The organism is Acetobacter indonesiensis (assembly GCF_000963945.1).
In the GTDB taxonomy this organism is placed as follows: Bacteria; Pseudomonadota; Alphaproteobacteria; order Acetobacterales; family Acetobacteraceae; genus Acetobacter; species Acetobacter indonesiensis.
On the sequence record NZ_BAMW01000007.1, the window covers coordinates 171,895 to 189,470 of the forward strand.

At 54.7% G+C, this 17,576-nt stretch carries 13 protein-coding genes; 3 read left to right on the forward strand and 10 right to left on the reverse strand.

The window, feature by feature from the left end; translation table 11 throughout:
- Positions 1-53 precede the first annotated feature (53 nt).
- Both clpB and Abin_RS03670 read left to right on the forward strand, forming a co-directional pair.
- Positions 54-2,660 (forward strand): ATP-dependent chaperone ClpB, encoded by a 2,607-nt coding sequence (gene clpB, locus Abin_RS03665; protein WP_048844992.1) that lies wholly within the window; start codon positions 54-56, stop codon positions 2,658-2,660.
- Positions 2,661-2,783: 123 nt separating this feature from the next.
- Positions 2,784-3,416: an NUDIX hydrolase gene (locus Abin_RS03670; protein WP_048844993.1), complete on the forward strand. Its 633-nt coding sequence runs from the start codon at positions 2,784-2,786 to the stop codon at positions 3,414-3,416.
- A 154-nt stretch (positions 3,417-3,570) separates the two neighbouring features.
- Here Abin_RS03670 and Abin_RS03675 read toward each other — a convergent pair whose 3' ends face one another.
- From Abin_RS03675 to Abin_RS03695, 5 genes are all read right to left on the reverse strand, one after another.
- Positions 3,571-4,476, reverse strand: coding sequence for a ketopantoate reductase family protein (locus Abin_RS03675; RefSeq protein WP_048844994.1), 906 nt, complete (start codon positions 4,474-4,476; stop codon positions 3,571-3,573).
- A 99-nt stretch (positions 4,477-4,575) separates the two neighbouring features.
- Positions 4,576-5,331: a pirin family protein gene (locus tag Abin_RS03680; protein WP_158319885.1), complete on the reverse strand. Its 756-nt coding sequence runs from the start codon at positions 5,329-5,331 to the stop codon at positions 4,576-4,578.
- On the reverse strand, positions 5,331-6,884 hold the full coding sequence (locus tag Abin_RS03685) for an efflux transporter outer membrane subunit (protein WP_146867645.1): 1,554 nt from the start codon (positions 6,882-6,884) through the stop codon (positions 5,331-5,333). The genes Abin_RS03680 and Abin_RS03685 overlap by 1 nt, the downstream gene beginning before the upstream one ends.
- Positions 6,871-7,947, reverse strand: coding sequence for an HlyD family secretion protein (locus Abin_RS03690; protein ID WP_048844995.1), 1,077 nt, complete (start codon positions 7,945-7,947; stop codon positions 6,871-6,873). Before Abin_RS03690 ends, Abin_RS03685 begins: the two co-directional genes overlap by 14 nt.
- A gap of 17 nt (positions 7,948-7,964) precedes the next feature.
- Positions 7,965-9,587 carry an MFS transporter gene (locus Abin_RS03695; RefSeq protein ID WP_048845043.1) on the reverse strand — a complete coding sequence of 541 codons (1,623 nt, stop codon included), beginning with the start codon at positions 9,585-9,587 and terminating at the stop codon, positions 7,965-7,967.
- Between the two features lie 173 nt (positions 9,588-9,760).
- Between Abin_RS03695 and Abin_RS03700 the strand changes: the two genes are divergently transcribed.
- Positions 9,761-10,687, forward strand: coding sequence for a LysR family transcriptional regulator (locus Abin_RS03700; protein WP_048844996.1), 927 nt, complete (start codon positions 9,761-9,763; stop codon positions 10,685-10,687).
- 107 nt (positions 10,688-10,794) lie between these two features.
- Here Abin_RS03700 and hflX read toward each other — a convergent pair whose 3' ends face one another.
- The 5 genes from hflX to ntrC form a co-directional block, all read right to left on the reverse strand.
- Positions 10,795-12,111: a GTPase HflX gene (gene hflX, locus Abin_RS03705; RefSeq protein WP_048844997.1), complete on the reverse strand. Its 1,317-nt coding sequence runs from the start codon at positions 12,109-12,111 to the stop codon at positions 10,795-10,797.
- A complete protein-coding gene (gene hfq, locus Abin_RS03710) occupies positions 12,092-12,376 on the reverse strand; it encodes an RNA chaperone Hfq (protein WP_048844998.1) in 285 nt (94 codons plus the stop codon). Before hfq ends, hflX begins: the two co-directional genes overlap by 20 nt.
- A 67-nt stretch (positions 12,377-12,443) precedes the next feature.
- Positions 12,444-13,835 carry a nitrogen assimilation response regulator NtrX gene (ntrX, locus tag Abin_RS03715; RefSeq protein WP_048844999.1) on the reverse strand — a complete coding sequence of 464 codons (1,392 nt, stop codon included), beginning with the start codon at positions 13,833-13,835 and terminating at the stop codon, positions 12,444-12,446.
- Positions 13,825-16,089 carry a sensor histidine kinase NtrY-like gene (locus tag Abin_RS03720; RefSeq protein WP_048845000.1) on the reverse strand — a complete coding sequence of 755 codons (2,265 nt, stop codon included), beginning with the start codon at positions 16,087-16,089 and terminating at the stop codon, positions 13,825-13,827. The genes ntrX and Abin_RS03720 overlap by 11 nt, the downstream gene beginning before the upstream one ends.
- A gap of 9 nt (positions 16,090-16,098) precedes the next feature.
- Complete coding sequence (gene ntrC, locus Abin_RS03725; protein WP_048845001.1) at positions 16,099-17,538, reverse strand: nitrogen regulation protein NR(I); 1,440 nt, start codon at positions 17,536-17,538, stop codon at positions 16,099-16,101.
- Positions 17,539-17,576: the final 38 nt, after the last annotated feature.

A 17,576-nucleotide genomic window follows, 5' to 3' on the forward strand; every position in this document is an offset into this window, starting at 1 on the left:
TGGGACGGAGATACGGCCTTCAGTCGCCTAAGAGAAAGGGACACGAGGGAACAATGGATATCGCAAAATTTACAGAACGGTCACGCGGCTTTCTTCAGGCAGCGCAAACTATCTGCATCCGGGATTTTAACCAGCAACTGACCCCGGAACACCTGCTGAAAGCCATGCTGGATGATGAGGAAGGCGCAGCCTCTGCCCTTATACGTGCAGCCGGTGGCAAGCCAGAAGCCGTAAAAGCCGCAACCGAGCAAGCCTTGGCCAAACTGCCCAAGGTGCAGGGCGGCGGTGCAGGCCAGCCACAGGCAACGCCTGATCTGGTGCGCGTGCTGGATGGCGCTGAACAAGCCGCGCAGAAGGCTGGTGATTCGTTTGTTGCTCAGGACCGCCTGTTGATTGGTATTGCCCAGTCAGACACAGCCGCCGGTCGCGCTTTGAAAGAGAATGGCGCAACCCCGGACGCTTTGGAAAAAGCCGTTGCCGCCATCCGTAAAGGACGTACAGTGAACAGCGAAAACGCTGAAGCCAATTTCGATGCCTTGAAAAAATATGCCCGTGACGTCACGGAAGTCGCGCAGGCTGGTAAACTGGACCCCGTCATTGGCCGTGATGAAGAAATTCGCCGCGCCATTCAGGTTCTGGCCCGCCGTAGCAAAAACAACCCGGTTCTGATTGGTGAACCCGGTGTGGGTAAGACTGCTATTGTCGAAGGTCTGGCCCAGCGTATTGTTAACGGCGACGTGCCCGAGGCACTGAAAAACAAAAAACTGCTGTCGCTTGATATGGGCGCACTGGTTGCCGGTGCCAAATATCGCGGTGAGTTTGAAGAACGCCTGAAAGCCGTCCTGAAGGAAATTGAATCGGCTGAAGGGCAGATCATTCTCTTCATTGATGAAATGCACACGCTGGTTGGCGCTGGCCGGACGGATGGCGCAATGGATGCGTCCAACCTGATCAAACCGGAACTGGCCCGCGGCACGCTGCACTGCATTGGTGCCACCACGCTGGATGAATACCGCAAATACATTGAAAAGGATGCAGCCCTCGCCCGGCGCTTCCAGCCAGTATTCGTGGGTGAGCCCTCTGTGGCGGATACCATCTCCATCCTGCGCGGCATTAAGGAGAAATATGAACTCCATCATGGGGTGCGTATTACCGATGGTGCTCTGGTCTCGGCTGCAACGCTGTCTAACCGTTACATCACAGACCGCTTTCTGCCAGACAAAGCGATTGATCTGATTGACGAAGCCGCCAGCCGTCTGCGCATGCAGATTGACAGCAAGCCGGAAGAACTGGACGAACTCGACCGCCGCATCATTCAGCTCAAGATTGAGCGTGAAGCCCTGCGCAAGGAAGATGACAGCGCCAGCAAGGACCGACTGGAAGCCGTAGAAGCGGAACTGGCCGACCTTGAAGAAAAATCTGACGCCATGAGTGCAACCTGGCATGCGGAAAAAGACCGTGTGAACGCTGTGCAGAAACTTCAGGAACAGCTTGACCAAGCCCGTTCGGAAGTTGAAGTCGCACAGCGCAAGGGGGATCTGGGTAAAGCGTCTGAACTGATGTATGGCGTCATACCCAACCTTCAGGCCCAGATTGCACAGGCGCAGGAAAGTCAGTCCGAAGCCGGGAAAACAGATCTGGTTTCAGAAGCTGTGACTGATCAGGGTGTTGCCTCTGTCGTTTCACGCTGGACAGGCGTGCCTGTTGACCGGATGCTTGAAGGTGAACGCGCCAAACTGCTGCGCATGGAAGATGAGCTGCGTAAATCGGTTGTTGGTCAGGAACCAGCGCTGAAAGCTGTTTCCAACGCTGTGCGCCGGGCCCGCGCAGGCTTGCAGGACCCGAACCGACCCATTGGTTCCTTTCTATTCCTTGGCCCAACCGGTGTCGGTAAAACAGAACTGACCAAAGCGTTGGCGCGCTTCCTGTTTGATGATGAAAAAGCGCTGCTACGTATCGACATGAGCGAATTCATGGAGAAACACGCAGTCGCCCGTCTGATTGGTGCGCCTCCGGGTTATGTTGGGTATGAAGAAGGCGGTGTGCTGACAGAAGCCGTGCGTCGTCGCCCGTATCAGGTTATCCTGTTTGATGAAGTTGAAAAAGCGCATGAAGATGTCTTTAACATTCTGCTTCAGGTTCTGGATGATGGCCGTCTGACCGATGGTCAGGGACGGACGGTTGATTTCCGCAACACCATTATCGTGTTGACCAGTAATCTTGGGTCAGACGTTCTGGCCCATCAGCCTGACGGTGAATCAACAGACATGGTGCAGGCACAGGTGATGAAAGTGGTGCGTGACCACTTCCGCCCCGAATTCCTGAACCGGTTGGATGAAATCATCCTGTTCTCGCGGTTGCAGAAAGTGGATATGAGCAAGATTGTTGATATCCAGATGCGCCGTCTGCAGAAACTGCTTGAAGATCGCAAGATCACCCTCAAGCTGGATGATCTGTCCCATGCATGGCTGGCGAATGAAGGATATGACCCGGTTTATGGTGCCCGGCCGCTAAAACGTGTCATTCAGCGTAGCCTGCAAAACCCGCTGGCTGAACTGCTGCTGCAAGGCACCATTCATGACGGTGAAACTGTTGATATTTCTGCCAACGGTGAAGGCCTGCTAATTAACGGTAAGGAAGCCGCTTCGGCACTTGCCTGATACGCTATCACTTGGTTTACTAACGAACGGGAAGGTTTCGGCCTTCCCGTTTTTTATTTCAACAAAGTGCTGTGTCAAATTATACAGCACCAGCACCTGATTACGTGGTGTCAGGAGAAAAAAGTGTCAGAACCCGCATGGCTGATCTGGGCGCGTGAGATTCAGGCAATTTCCCAAACTGGCCTGACATACGCGCAAGACCCTTTTGATAAAGAGCGCTACGAAATGCTGCGTGCCCTGTCAGCGCGCATGATGGCCGCAGGCAGCGCTGAGCTTGAACAACAGCTGGAAAACCTGTTCACACAGCAAAACGGTTACGCCACCCCCAAGCTGGAAGTGCGCGTCGGCGTGTTTGACGCAGCGGGCCGTATTCTGATGGTGCGGGAAGTTCTGGATAAAAACCGGTGGACCATTCCCGGCGGCTGGACAGATGTGAATCTGACAGCCAGCCAATGCGCGGCCAAGGAAGTGTGGGAAGAAACTGGCTACACCGTGCGTATTACCAAGCTGGCTATGGTTCTTGACCGCTCAACACAAAACCACCAGCCGCCAGAAGGATTTTCTGTCACCAAGTTATTTTTCCTTGGGGAGATTACAGGGGGCGCGGCAACGACAAGCATTGAAACAAGCGAAGTCCGTTTCTTTGCAAAAAATGAAATCCCGCAGGATATCTCGACAGGTCGTGTGCTACCGCATCAGATCGACCGTCTATATGCACACCATGCCAACCCCGACCTTCCGACCGAGTTCGACTGAATGACTCTCTCTCTCTGTATCATTCAGCCCCTGGGCGCTCGCTTCAGAATTACGGGAGAACAAGGGGGCATTATTGGTCGCAATCAGTGCAGGCAGCTTTTTTTATGATGCGCTAGCAGAGTTTCTTCGCCACAGTGTTTATACGCTTCTTTTACTAACCTCGTGCAACACACCGGGTTTTTTCAGAAAGCTTTACCATAGTCTGTAATGCTAAATTGGTGGGGGTGGGGATATTCAACTCCCTTCCCTTCTGAACCACGTATCCGTTCAGAAAATCAATTTCCGTTGGTCTGCCCCGAAACAGGTCCTGTGCGGTTGAGGATTTCTGGTCTGGCATCAACACGGCCACATCCAACACCTGTTGCAGCATGTTTGCTGGCAGCGTCACATTGCACGCGTGCGCTACGGTCTGACACTCACTCACCACCTGCTCTATGACCTCTTTTGCGCCATTAACAGACATCATAGAGGCATAGGGTATCTGGGCTACGGCAGATAATGCATTGTAGGCACAGTTGATTGTCAGTTTGGCCCATAACGCCTGCTGCACTGTGGCTGAAACCGTTGTGGGAATACCCGCCTGCGTCAAAGCCGTCGCAATAACGTCACTTTGTGGGCTTGAACCAATCAGAAGCCTGCCCCCCCCGTGGTAACCCACACGACCGGGTGCAGCCATATCAACACCCACATACACAACCGCAGGCACAACAGGCCGGCCAGTCACAATGCTTAGCCGCTCCGCATTATCAACACCATTCTGCAAACTAAGAATAACCGTATCAGTGCCTAATGCCGGTGCCAGTTCCCGTCCCGCATTTTCCGTATCCGCAGATTTGACACAGACCAGAACCAGATCAGCAGGCGTCAGGCTCGCAGCATCTGTTACCGCCTTTACGGGACTGTTTTTCTCACCCTCCGGCAGATCAAGAATCAGACCACGCGCAGCAATCGGGTGCATATGTGCAGGCCGCCCCAGCAACGTAACGTCATGCCCGGCTATACCCAGCAACCCTCCAACGTAACAGCCGACGGCCCCGGCCCCAATCACGGTAACGCGCATATTCTTTTATTCCCGAACATGATTTCACAGATGCTGCATATTAAAGCATTCTGTTTCAATCTTTCATTCGAAAATAGCCCGTCTTTTATAGGTACTGCCCTACCTACATGCACCACCTACAGGAACATCAACCAGCAGGACCACCGCATCTTGTGCTGCCATGACCGTCAACTGGCTATCATCATCCTGTAGAAAGGCATCGCCCGCTTCCAGCGTCTGATACCCCACGGTAACGCGCCCTGATACTACCGTCAGATACAGGCTTTGTCCCGGTATTGTCTGATAGGCAGCCCCATCCCCGGCAGAAAGACGAGCATGCAAAAAACGTGAGCGAGAACGAAGCGTCAGTGGACTACCATCTTCGCATGTTTCCCCGTCCTCCGGGTCATCTTCAGGAAAGCCGGAGGCCAGTATTTTGAAGCCACCATCTTCTAATTCTGGAAACCCTGCGCGCACTTCCTGTGTCGGGTCACCGCCTTCGTTATCCTGCAAAATCCAGAATTGAAAGAAAACGGCTTTCTCTTGGGCATTCCATGCCAGATGTGACAGCCCCCGACCGGCACCAATAATATGCAAGCTACCAGCACCAAGAACGTCATTACAAAAACCGTTGCTTTTTGATGTTACTTTCCCAGAACACACCCATGTCAGAATATCGACATTTGCTTCCGCGCCCACAGCGTAGTCAGCACCAGATGGAAGCCTAATCTGATTAGCAATTTTCAGTCGGCCTGCTCCGGTTTCAGGGCTACCCTTATCTGCCGAACACGCACCACCGATAGACGCCAGATAACACTCCACCCTTAACGCACCATTCTGCCTGCCGCTGTGTGCGGCAACCCTTCGACCCACCATCAGATGCTCTTACGCCGGACGCGATCAGGGCCAGCATCAGGATAGCGGTTTTCCCAACCACCACCCAAAGCACGATACAGATGCGTGACAGAGCGGGAAACAGTTGCCGTGGCCTCAACCAGCGCACTCTGCGATGTCAAAAGCGCATTCTGCATCGTCAACACATTCAGAAAATCTGATGCACCCTGCACATATTGGGCCTGTGCTGTTTCTACGGCTATCTGGTTCTGTTGCACGGCCTCCTGTAACCGATCACGCTCGTTCTGGGCGGCTGTAAAATCCGCCATGGCATCATCAACTTCCTGCCATGCCTTCAGCACGGTTCGTTGAAACAGAATAGCGGCTTCTTTTTGTTGTGCTTTGCGTAAATGCAGTTGCCCGGTCAGGCGTCCGCCCTCGAAAATCGGCAACGTCGCTGTAGGCCCGAACCCATATTGACGCGATGCCCAAGACCCAAGGCCGCTAAACTGCAATGCCTGAACATCAAGACTGCCGGAAAGGGTCACGCGGGGGAAGAAATCGGCCACAGCCACCCCAATACTTGCCGTTGCGGCATGCAGTCTTTCATTCGCCATCCGAATATCAGGCCGACGCTCCACAAGCTGTGACGGCAACCCTGTGGGAATGGCCGCAGGCACTGTCGGGATGGTTCCGCTTTGTCCAAGCTGCCCGGTTAACGCCCCCGGTTCCTTCGCTGCCAGAAAACTCACAGCATTGATCAAATGCGCCTGTTGGCTCTGAAGCGGAGACAACCGAGACTGAAACAGACGCAACTGACCCGTGGAATCCGCAACATCCAGCTTGGTTGCTGCCCCTTGCTGAAAACGGAGTGTGGTAAGCTGCACGCTGTGCTGTGCAATGCCGATATTGTGGTTAAGGATGGCAAGACGCGCCTGCACGCCACGCAAATCAATATAGTCCTGCGCGGTTTCCGCCATTAAGGACACAAGAATATCCCGCCGCATTTCCTCTGTGCCGCGCATGGCTGCCGTGGCGGCCTCAACCTGTCTGCGCACATGCCCCCAGAAATCAACCTCCCATGACGCGCTCATGCCATATTGCGGCAGGTTGAAAGACGGATTACCAACGCTACCCGGCAACGCTGTAGGGCCGAACCCCTGCGCCCCATTGGCAATACTGCCCGCCTGCTGCTGCTCCATCGTGCCCAGCAAACCCAGAACACCGTTTGTGCTGGCCCTTTCGCGCGCATAAGATGCATTGGCTTCTGCGTGCGGAAACTGCGCTGCACTGGCAATACGCCTCTCCGCTACACTTTCGGCCATGCGGTATGAGGCAGCTTTCAAATCCAGATTGGCGTCAGCAACATCTTTTTCTAAGTCTGTCAGAATAGGATCCTGAAACAACCGCCACCAGTCTGGGTCTAACGCAGCTGTAACGGAGCGACTTTCAGCCACTGGCAGGCTTTGATGCCACGCGGTAGGCGCGGCCACTTTTGGTTTGTGATAATCTGGCCCCACAGTGCATCCCGCCAGCAACATGCAAGGCAAAGCCACCGGACAAAGCCAGTTTCGCATCCCGTCAACGCCAGACATAACGGTCATCCCCCGCATGTGAGCCTGTGAGTTTGGATGCGGTATCAATACTGACTTCAACCGACATCCCGACCCGCACTTTCGAAGCTAGTGCTTGCCCGGCGTCAAACGTCAGCTTAACGGGCACGCGCTGCACCACTTTGGTAAAGTTACCCGTTGCGTTGTCGGGCTGAATAGGGGCAAACGCCACGCCTGTTGCCGGAGCCAATGAGTCAACATGGGCCTTCAATGGATGATCAGGAAACGTATCGACCCAGACGGTTGCACTTTGCCCTGTCTGGATTTTGGTTAATTGTGTTTCCTGAAAATTGGCCAGAACATAAGCCGACTGTGTTGGTACGACCGCCAGAATACCTGTGCCCGGATTAACATACGCCCCAACACGCACACCACGCTCACCAACCACACCATCGACCGAGGCCGGAATGGAACAGTAAGACAGATTTAACGCTGCCTGCTTTTCATCCCCCTGCGCTCGCAACAGTGCCCCCTGCGCCCGTTCAAGCTGAGCCTTCAGGACAGCGACCTGTCGAACAGTAGCGTCAACTGCTGCATTATCACGCGCAATACCTGCCTCAACCTCTTTCTGATGCGCTTCCGACGATTGCTTCTGTTCAATGGTCCCCGCCCCACCCGTAGAAAGGTTACGGTAGCGCTGCGCGTTTTCACGGGCGAATAGCAACGTAGCCTCATCTGCCTGCACAACGGCTTTGGCCTGCGCAATCAGGGCAGTCTGACGCTGCAACACGGCCTGAAGATTTGCCACCTCCCCTTGGGCCGCAAGCACATTGCCTTTCGCAACATCCAGCGCGGCACGGTAGTCGTCATCTTCTATATGGGCCAGTTCCTCGCCCGCATGCACCAGTTCATTATCCTGCGCGACAACGCGATCAATACGGCCTGCGACCTTGGGTGCCACAGTTGTAAAATCTGCCGTTACGTAAGCGTCATTCGTGTATTGGTTGACGCCGTCTCCCAGCACCAGACGGCTTCCACCCCATGCTGCCACGGCCAGAACCGCAGCAGTACATCCCGCATACAAAAGAGGTTTTTTATAAATCATGATGATTTTTCCGGGTTTCAGCGCATAGGCGCAGGAGAAGACGGTGGCCGGGGTGGATACACCCGACGTGGCAGCACAAGATTGAGGGCGGCATACCCAAGACACACCCAGATCAGCGCGAAATAAAGATCGGCCAGAGCCAGAACCAAGGACTGTTCATGCACGTAAGTATGAAAAACTTGCAGACTGTTTCGGGCCACATGCCCTGCATCGACGGATGTTCCCGCCAGTTGACCGGCTATGGCGTTTCCCTCCCCCTGCAACGCAAGACCATGTGTTCCATGATGATCAAGCAGCATAGTGGAATGATACTGTTCGCGCCGCCGTGTCAGGGCAGAAAACAGCGCAAAAGCAACCGCATTGGCCAGACCTTTCAGCATGTTCACCATGCCGGAAATAAATGCTCCATCGGCTGGCCCAAGTGCGAGTGTCGCCAACATCAGGGTTGGGATAACCGTCATCGGTTGTCCAAAAATCTGTAGAATTTGTATGGGATAAAAATTATCCCTCACCCAGTCAGGCGTCAGCCACGTTCCAAGGTAAGCCGCAACGGCCAAGCACAGCATCCCGGCTGCCAGCACAATCCGACAATCAACCTTGCGGCTGTTGCACAGGGCCGCAATCAGCGGCAGCATAAGAAGTTGCGGTAAGGCCACCACCAGAGAAACCGGTGCAGTCTGGATCGGCCTGTAGCCTCTGACGGCTTCCAGATAAGTGGCGGGGATTTCGCTCATCAACGCGCAAATTGCCAGAATACCGACCAGAGAAAGCAACGCGGCCTGAATATTGCGTGTCCGCCAATACTGTATTTTGAAATACGGGCTTGGATGAAAAGCCTCGTTCACCACAAAAACAATAAAGGCAGCCCCACCCCAGAATGCCAGATGCGTGATAAGAGGTGAACGAAACCAGTCGAGCCTATCCCCCTGATACAGCATAATCACCAGCGAACAGATGGCAGGCACCCCCACTATCAGACCAAGCCAGTTAAATTTCTCAAATCGCTCCATATGCACAGGGTCTTTTGGCAAGCCGTAAGCCATCATACCAATAGCCAGAGCCGCCAGCGGAATAATCTCCCAATACAGCCAGTGCCACCCTATTTTTTCAAACCAGAAGGCTTCAAGCGGCAACCCCAGATTCGGCCCAAAGGTGGCACTCATAGCGTATCCACCAATTCCAAAAACCCGTATTTCAGCAGGAAGATATTTCAACATGACGGTCATCAGAACGGGCGGAAGGCAGCCTGCGGCCAGCCCCTGAAACGCCCGCAACAGACACAGTGCTGTCACGTCTGGCATATAGGGCGCAGGCAGCGCCAACAGCGCCATGATAGCCGTCATGAAAATTGAAAAACGGTAAATGGAAAACGTCATGTAAAACCAAGGCGTAAACGCCATAGCAGCAATATTGAATGCCTCGTAAATTGCAATCAGCCACGTCCCTTCATCGTGCCCGATATGCATGGCACCCCGAATATCAGTCAGCCCGATTTCTGTTACGTGCTCATTAAAGCCTGCTACATGAACAGCCAGCAGCATACCCAGACACCCAACGACCGTACGCAACCCGAAGGGTGGAATATAGGACGGCATGGGAGGAGACGCATGCACCCTATGGGCGGCAGCCGCAGACTGCATGCCAGATGATGCCCCAGCCCCAACGGCTGTACCAGAAGAAGGAAGTAATGCCATGCGGCCCATAATCAGGATCACGCCGGTCTAGAAAACCCTCATTCCCGACAATCCATGATTTCACTTTTTGGAAGAATAAAAGATGGTGCCTGCGCTCAGCGACGCCTAAAACTGGAAGCATGCGTGGATATGATCTCGATCTGCTCCGATATCTTCAGGTTCTGGTTGAGGAAGAAAGCGTTTCAGCGGCGGCCAGACGTCTGAAAGTCAGTGAACCTGCAATGAGCCGCCATCTGGCCAAATTGCGGGGCGTTTTCAGTGACCCCATTCTGGTGCAGTCGGGCCGCAGCATGACAGCGTCCTCTTTCGCACTCGGTATTCTGGAACGTGTTCAGGGCGTTGTGCGGGCTGCCGACAGTCTGATTGAAACGCAGGCATTGGCAGATTTGCGCAATATGCGCCCCAGCTTCACCATTCGGGCGAATGATCTGATTGTAGCAACGCTCGGCCTGCCGCTACTTCGTGCCTTGCGCGAAGATTGCCCGCAATGTGACCTGACTTTTGCGCCCGAAATTGATGATCCTGCCAGTGACCCGCTTCGTCAAAACAGCGTTGATCTTTACATTGGCGCGACAGACGCCATGAAGCCAGAAATCCGGCGGCAAACCATATTTCGTGACACGATGCAGGCGCTTGTTCGCAAGGATCATCCCATTTTTGCGGAAGGCATTACACCGCAAAACATGACGCATTACGACTATATCAGTGTCTCACGTAGGGGACGCGCGCGGGGACCAATTGATACACAACTCAGAGATCTGCACGGGCTTGAACGTCGTGTTGTTATGGTCGTGCCAAATTATCACGCCATGATTGAAAGTATGAAAGACACAGACCTGATTCTTCCCCTGCCCGGTCTGGTTCTGGATCATGTTTCCCTTGATGCGTTGGGACTGGCAAAGTTTGAATTCCCGTTACCACTTCCTTATGTGGTCGCTTTTCAGGCATGGCACCCGCGGCATGACACAGACCCTATTCACCGCTGGTTAAGGGAAACGCTGTTTCGTGTTTCGCGGAAAGTCCTTCCCAGTCGCTTTGTAACCTGAAGCAATCCGCCTGACTGCGCGCATTTTCTGATAGAACGACCCCTTACAAAAAAACGGCTAACCTGATGAAGGCTAGCCGTTTTTTACGCATCATTCAGAGCAAGAGTTCAGGCAATCAGTGGTGCAACATGCTTGAAAAGACTTTCAAACCGTGCCCGGTCTTCCGCCAACAGACGCACTGAAATGGTGGTATTTTCTTCCCCATCATCCCGGCCAATAACTTCCCCATGCTGATAAAGCCATGCCGAAGCCGCCCCATCTGACAGAGCCATGCAATACCGCACTTCCTCCATAGACGATGTGATCCGGCGATCAATCACATCCAGCAATGCAGGGAGACCTTCGCCCGTAATAGCGGAAATTGCGACGGTATCAGCCGTTTGTGGCACAGCATCCGGCCCACCCAGAAGATCGGCTTTGTTCATGACCTCAATCATGCGGCTAGACCAATCGTCTTCAATCATGTTGTCGCGCGCCATATCATGCAGCACACCAAACACGTCTTTTTTCTGGGCGGCACTATCAGGGTGCGCAATGTCACGCACATGCAGAATAATGTCCGCTTCGGCTACTTCTTCCAGCGTGGCCCGGAAGGCAGCAATCAGTTCAGTCGGCAGATCACTAATGAAGCCCACTGTGTCAGACAGGATAATGCGTCGTCCGGACGGAAGCGTTATGGCCCGCATGGTCGGGTCAAGAGTAGCGAACAACTGGTCCTGTGCGTACACTGTTGCGCCGGTCAATGCGTTGAACAGCGTTGACTTCCCAGCATTTGTGTAACCAACCAGTGCTACGACAGGAAACGGTACCCGTTTGCGCGCCTGACGATGCAGCCCACGCGTACGACGCACTTGCTCCAGCTCTTTTTTCAGCCGGACAATGCGATCACCAATCATACGGCGGTCAGCTTCAATCTGCGTTTCACCTGGGCCACCCAGAAAGCCGAAGCCCCCACGCTGGCGTTCAAGGTGAGTCCAGAGCCGCACAAGCCGGGACCGTTGATATTCCAGATGCGCCAGTTCGACCTGAAGCGTACCTTCTTTGGTAGCTGCGCGGGCGCCGAAGATATCAAGAATAAGGCCGGTACGGTCTATCACCTTGCAGCCAAATTCTTTTTCCAGATTGCGCTGCTGCCCCGGTGTCAGCCGGGCATCAACCACCAGAACATCAATTTTATCGGCCTGAACGGCAATCTTGAGTGAATCGACCTGTCCGCTTCCCAACAGGGTAGAGGATCGTTTGGCCCGTACCAGCAAAACTGCCTGCCGGACAATAACCAGCCCGATTGAGGCAGCCAGACCAACCGCTTCTTCAAGTCGTGCTTCCGCCGCACGGATATCCTGATCATGGGCCGTTTTTTCCCACGGCAGGATAACAGCACCGCGTGTAGCGGAAGGTTTTGTGTCAGATAAAGTCGTCGCCAAGAGTTGCTTCTCTATCAACCGGCGCACCAGACGCCGGAGTTTCAAATATATTGACCGGTATGGAGGGCATGACCGTGCTGATGGCATGCTTGTAAATAAGCTGTGTATGCTCGTCCCGCTTCAGCAGAACGGTCGTATCATCGAACCACGTAATATTACCCTGCAATTTAACGCCGTTTACCAAAAACACCGTAACAGACGCACGTGAGCGGCGAATCTGGCTCAAAAAAGCATCCTGCACGTTATACCCGGTTTCCTTTTCCACTGTGTGAGGCCCTATTCTCGTTTTTTGTTAAAGCCGGAAAACATTCGCAACATCTGTTGCCAACGCCTTAGCCCGCCCCGCGTTCTTCCGATGTTACACCAAGCTGTTTCAGTTTGCGATGCAATGCACTGCGTTCCATGCCAACAAATATGGCTGTGCGGCTGATATTCCCACCAAACCGCAGCAATTGGGCCTGCAAATACTGGGTTTCGAACATATCCCGTGCCTCACGCAGGGGCAGGCTCATGACATCTGCTGATGCATCAAATTTCAGCAGCGCGGGTGCGCCCTCACCAATGGTTGATGGCAGCATGTCCGCGCGGATGGGTTCAACCGAATTGGCGGGCAGCATAATCAGCACCCGTTCCATCAGGTTGCGCAGTTCACGTGCGTTACCTGGCCAGTCATAGGCTTGCAATGCAGCAACAGCATCAGCTGAAAGATCACGTTTGGGCAGCCCCGCCATTTCGGCTGCACGGCGTAAGAACAACGCAGCCAGACCAGGTATATCATCCCGTCTTTCACGCAAGCCCGGCACCCGCAATGGCACAACCGCAAGGCGATAGTACAAATCTTCCCTGAACCGCCCAGCCATGATCTCGGCTTGCAAGTCACGGTTTGTGGTCGCCAGAACGCGCACATCCACCTTTACCCGCGTGGACCCACCCAGGCGCTCAAACGTCTGATCCTGCAAGGCGCGAACAATCTTGCCCTGCGTTTCAAGCGGCATATCCGCCACTTCATCCAGCAACAGGGTGCCGCCATGGGCACGTTCCAAAACACCTGTGCGACGGCCAGTACCATCAGCAGCCCCTTCAAGGCCGAAGAGTTCTTCCTCAAACCGGCCGGGTGCAAGAATGGCGCAGTTCAGGGCAACAAACGGGCCATCGTTACGGCGGGACCGCGCGTGAATCATCCGCGCAGCAACTTCCTTGCCAGAACCGGGACCACCTGTAATCAGCACGCGCGACCCTGTGGGTGCGACACGCTCAATCTGCGTTCGCACGGCGGCAATCAGCGGACTATTGCCAAACAGTTCGGCATCCTGCCCGGCCCGCAGGCGTAGTTCCTCATTTTCCTTGGCAAGGCGGGACGCTTCAAGCGCACGACGCACCACAACCAGCAGGCGATCAGACTGAAACGGCTTTTCAATGAAGTCGTACGCACCATGCTGCAGGGCGGCTACGGCGGTTTCAATCGTGCCGTGGCCCGAAATCATGATAACCGGAACGGACGGCTCTTCAGCGTGCAAAACCTTCAGAATCCCAAGCCCATCAAGCTTTGACCCCTGAAGCCAGACATCCAGAATGACCAGAGACGGCCTGCGGGCCCGGAACGCCCCTATTGCGGCATCAGAATTACCGGCAACACGCGTTTCGTACCCTTCATCTTCCAGAATGCCCTCAATGAGCATCCGAATATCAGGCTCATCATCAACAATCAGGATTTCATGCGCCATGGTCGTCTTTCATCGGCAACATCAGAATAGCCACAGTCCCTGTCTCCTCCGCCCTGTCTTCCAGACGCACCGCCCCTCCATGGTCTTCCATGATTTTCTTCACAATGGCCAACCCCAGTCCGGTGCCTTTGGCCTTATGCGTCACGTATGGTTCCGTAAGGCGGTGCCGGTCATCTGACGGCAGGCCCACACCATTATCCGCAACAGAAATCTCGACCTCGTCATTCTCCTCTCGCAGGGCAATCCATATCGCGCCGGCCATGTTTAGGCCATGATTGTCAACATCACCCTGTTTTGCCGTCATGGCAATGGCATCTGCTGCATTCTGTAACAGGTTTATCAATGCCTGGCTGATTAACCGCCTGTCACACCGCACCACCGGCCCCCGGTCTGGCAGGTCAACATGGTACATAATTTCCGGGTGAGCATTCCGTTGCAACACCAGAACTTCCCGAACAATGCGGGAAAGATCCTCTTTTGTCATGACGGGCTGCGGCATACGGGCAAAAGCGGAAAATTCATCCACCATGCGCCCAATGTCCCCAACCTGCCGCACAATGGTATCCGCACATTGGGCGAATGTTTCCGGGTCAGACGTGATTTCTCGCAGAAAGCGCCGCTTGAGCCGTTCTGCCGCCAACTGAATCGGGGTCAGCGGGTTTTTGATTTCATGCGCAATACGGCGGGCAACATCCGCCCATGCGGCCTTGCGCTGTGCCAGTTGCAGGGCTGTGATGTCATCAAACGTAATGACATAGCCCTCCGTCACCGTGCCACGAAGTTCCGCGCCCACGCGCACCAGCAACATCCGACGGTTCGCGACCGGTCCCGTCTGCACTTCCCGTGTGACAACCTGATCAGGCATGGCGCGGGCTTCAGCCAGAATCTCGGCAAAATCCGGCACCCGCACCGATAATTGTTCGCCAATCGCATCCATCAGGTCTGTTTGCAGCAGAACGCACGCAGCCCTATTTGGTAGTTCGATCCGTTGCTCAACATCCAGACCGATCACCCCGGCAGAAACGCCTGACAGCACGGCTTCGGTAAAACGACGGCGTTCGTTAATCTGTCCATACGCGGCCATCAGTTCTGAGCGCTGGCTGGCAAGCTGTTCCGTCATGCGGTTAAACGCGCGTGACAGGCTGGTGACTTCATCATCACGTTTGGCTTCGGGAACATGCACCCCCAGATCGCCCTCACTGATGCGCCGGGCAGCCAGAATCAACAGGCCCAGCGGTTTGGCTATCTGGTTGGCAAGCGCCAGCCCAATCAACGCTGCGGCCGCCAAAACAAGCAACGCAACCAGCGCAAAAATCATGACAAACGTAAACTGAATCTTCGCCTTGTTGTCATTAAGGCGTTTGTAATCCGCCACAACGTTTTCGGTACGGTGCATGTGTTCCAGAATGGTCGGATCAACCAGTCGGGTAATCACCAACATCAGCGCCGGGGTCTGGGAGAGTTCAACAACCGCCCGCACCTGCCGCTCGTCAGGCGAATCAAGAATGGCGACGTCGTTTGTCCGGGCCATCATGGTCGCGGCTGGGGGGGGCAGATCCTGCATGTAGCCGGTACGGCTCATCAAGCCACCAGCCGCCACAACCTTGTTGGTGATAGGATCATACACCAGCGCTTCGGTCAGGCCGCGCATGGTGGCCTGACTGTCAAGCATCTGCCCCAGTGCTTCATGATCCTGCAACAGGTTCATGCCACTGGCAGCCAGTTCATTTTCAGCACTGGTAATGTAGTTTGCCATAGAAAAGGCATCGGTGCGGATATTGGCGTTATGTTCGGTCAGATATCCACGTGATGCCTCCAGCGCTTCGGTCAGCGCCGTATTCACTCGGTCTGCAAACCAGATCTGAATCCCATAATGGAAAAACAGCGTAGCAAATGCCCCCACCACCAGAGTGGGTGCAACAGCCACAACGCCAAACAGCGTAACCAGCCGGACATGCAGCCGGGCCCCCGCAAGCCCTTTACGGTGCTCGGCCAACATCGGGCCAACACGCATGACCAACGCCAGAAGCAGAAGACCAAGAACAAGACTGTTTGCCAGAAGGACAAGCGGTTCAATCAGGGCATAATGCCCGAACGACATTCCGCCTGACAGCACCACAAAGGTTGCAAACCCAAGGCAAAGAGCCAGCGTGGCCAGCGTTAGCGCAACACTTTTCCGCTCCAACGAGCGGAGCAGCCAGTGCAGCCGTGTGCGGGAAAGCAGCTGCTTGAAGCTGGAGAAAAGACGCTTCATACGCGCGGGTCAGACCACGCCACGCACAACCGGTATTTCCAGTTCGCGAATTTTCTTGCGCAGGGTGTTACGGTTAAGCCCAAGCATGGAGGCCGCCTTGATCTGGTTTCCACGGGTTTCAGCAAGCGTCATTTGAATGAGGGGGCGTTCAACCTCTGCAATCACACGCGCATACAGATCATGCAAAGGCATCCCTTCCCTGCCTGCCACCAGATACCGCATGATGTGACGGGATACGGAATCAGACAATGGCTCTTCAACCGCAGCCTGCTCGGTTACGGCTTCATTGGCCAGTGGTTCCGCCAGTTCGGCATCAATCAGATCGCTACCAATGGTTTCCTGCGGATAGAGCGCGACAATGCGTCGAATCAGATTTTCGAGTTCGCGCACGTTGCCCGGCCATCGCCAGGATTGCAGGCGCGCAATAGCAGATTCATCCAGCACTTTCGATGGGCCGCCAGCATCCCGGCATTGCGCCAGAAAATGACGTGCCAGCAAGGGAATATCTTCCAGCCTCTCCCGCAAGGGCGGCAGGCGAACGGGCACCACGTTCAGTCTGTAATACAGATCCTCGCGGAACGTACCGGCCCGGATGGCCTGCCGAAGATCACGATGTGTGGCAGCAATAATTCGCACATCCGCCCGAATGGGTGCACGCCCGCCTACGGTTGTGAATTCGCCATCCTGTAACACACGTAACAGGCGCGTCTGAGCTTCCGGCGGCATATCGCCAATTTCATCCAGAAACAGGGTGCCACCTGCGGCCTGTTCAAACCGACCGGGGCTCCGCCCCCCGACCGTACGCTCCTGCCCGAACAGTTCACTTTCAATCTGGTCGCGCGGAATGGCCGCCATATTCACAGCAATAAACGGTCCCCCTCGCCGACGACCATATTCGTGCAGCGCGCGGGCCACCAGTTCCTTGCCGGTCCCGCTCTCACCACTGATCATGACCGTCAGATCAGACGTCGTCAGGCGGGCGATGCTGCGATAAATTCCCTGCATCACGACAGATTGACCAATCAGCGGCAGTCGTTCTTCGGGGCTGGCGCTTGATGCCGGTTTTTCTATATCCTGCGCGGGCGCAGCCAAAGCTCGGCCAACGACGTTCAGTAATTCTTTCAGGTCAAACGGTTTGGCCAGATATTCAAAAGCGCCACGCTGTGTCGCTTTGACGGCTGTCATCAGATTGGATTGCGCGCTCATGACAATAATGCGCAAATCCGGGCGTGCCTGTCGGATACGGGGAATCAGATCAAGCCCGCTGCCATCGGGCATGATCACATCGGTAATGACAAGATCACCCTCTCCTTCTTCCACCCATTGCCAAAGAGTTGCAGCATTCGGGGTTGATTGAACCTGATAGCCCGCACGCCCCAACGCCTGCCCCAACACGGTCCTGATAGAACGATCATCATCGGCAACAAGAATTGTGGGCAACGGCGTCATGGCTGGGAATCACTTCAGAAAAATAAAATCAGTTGAGA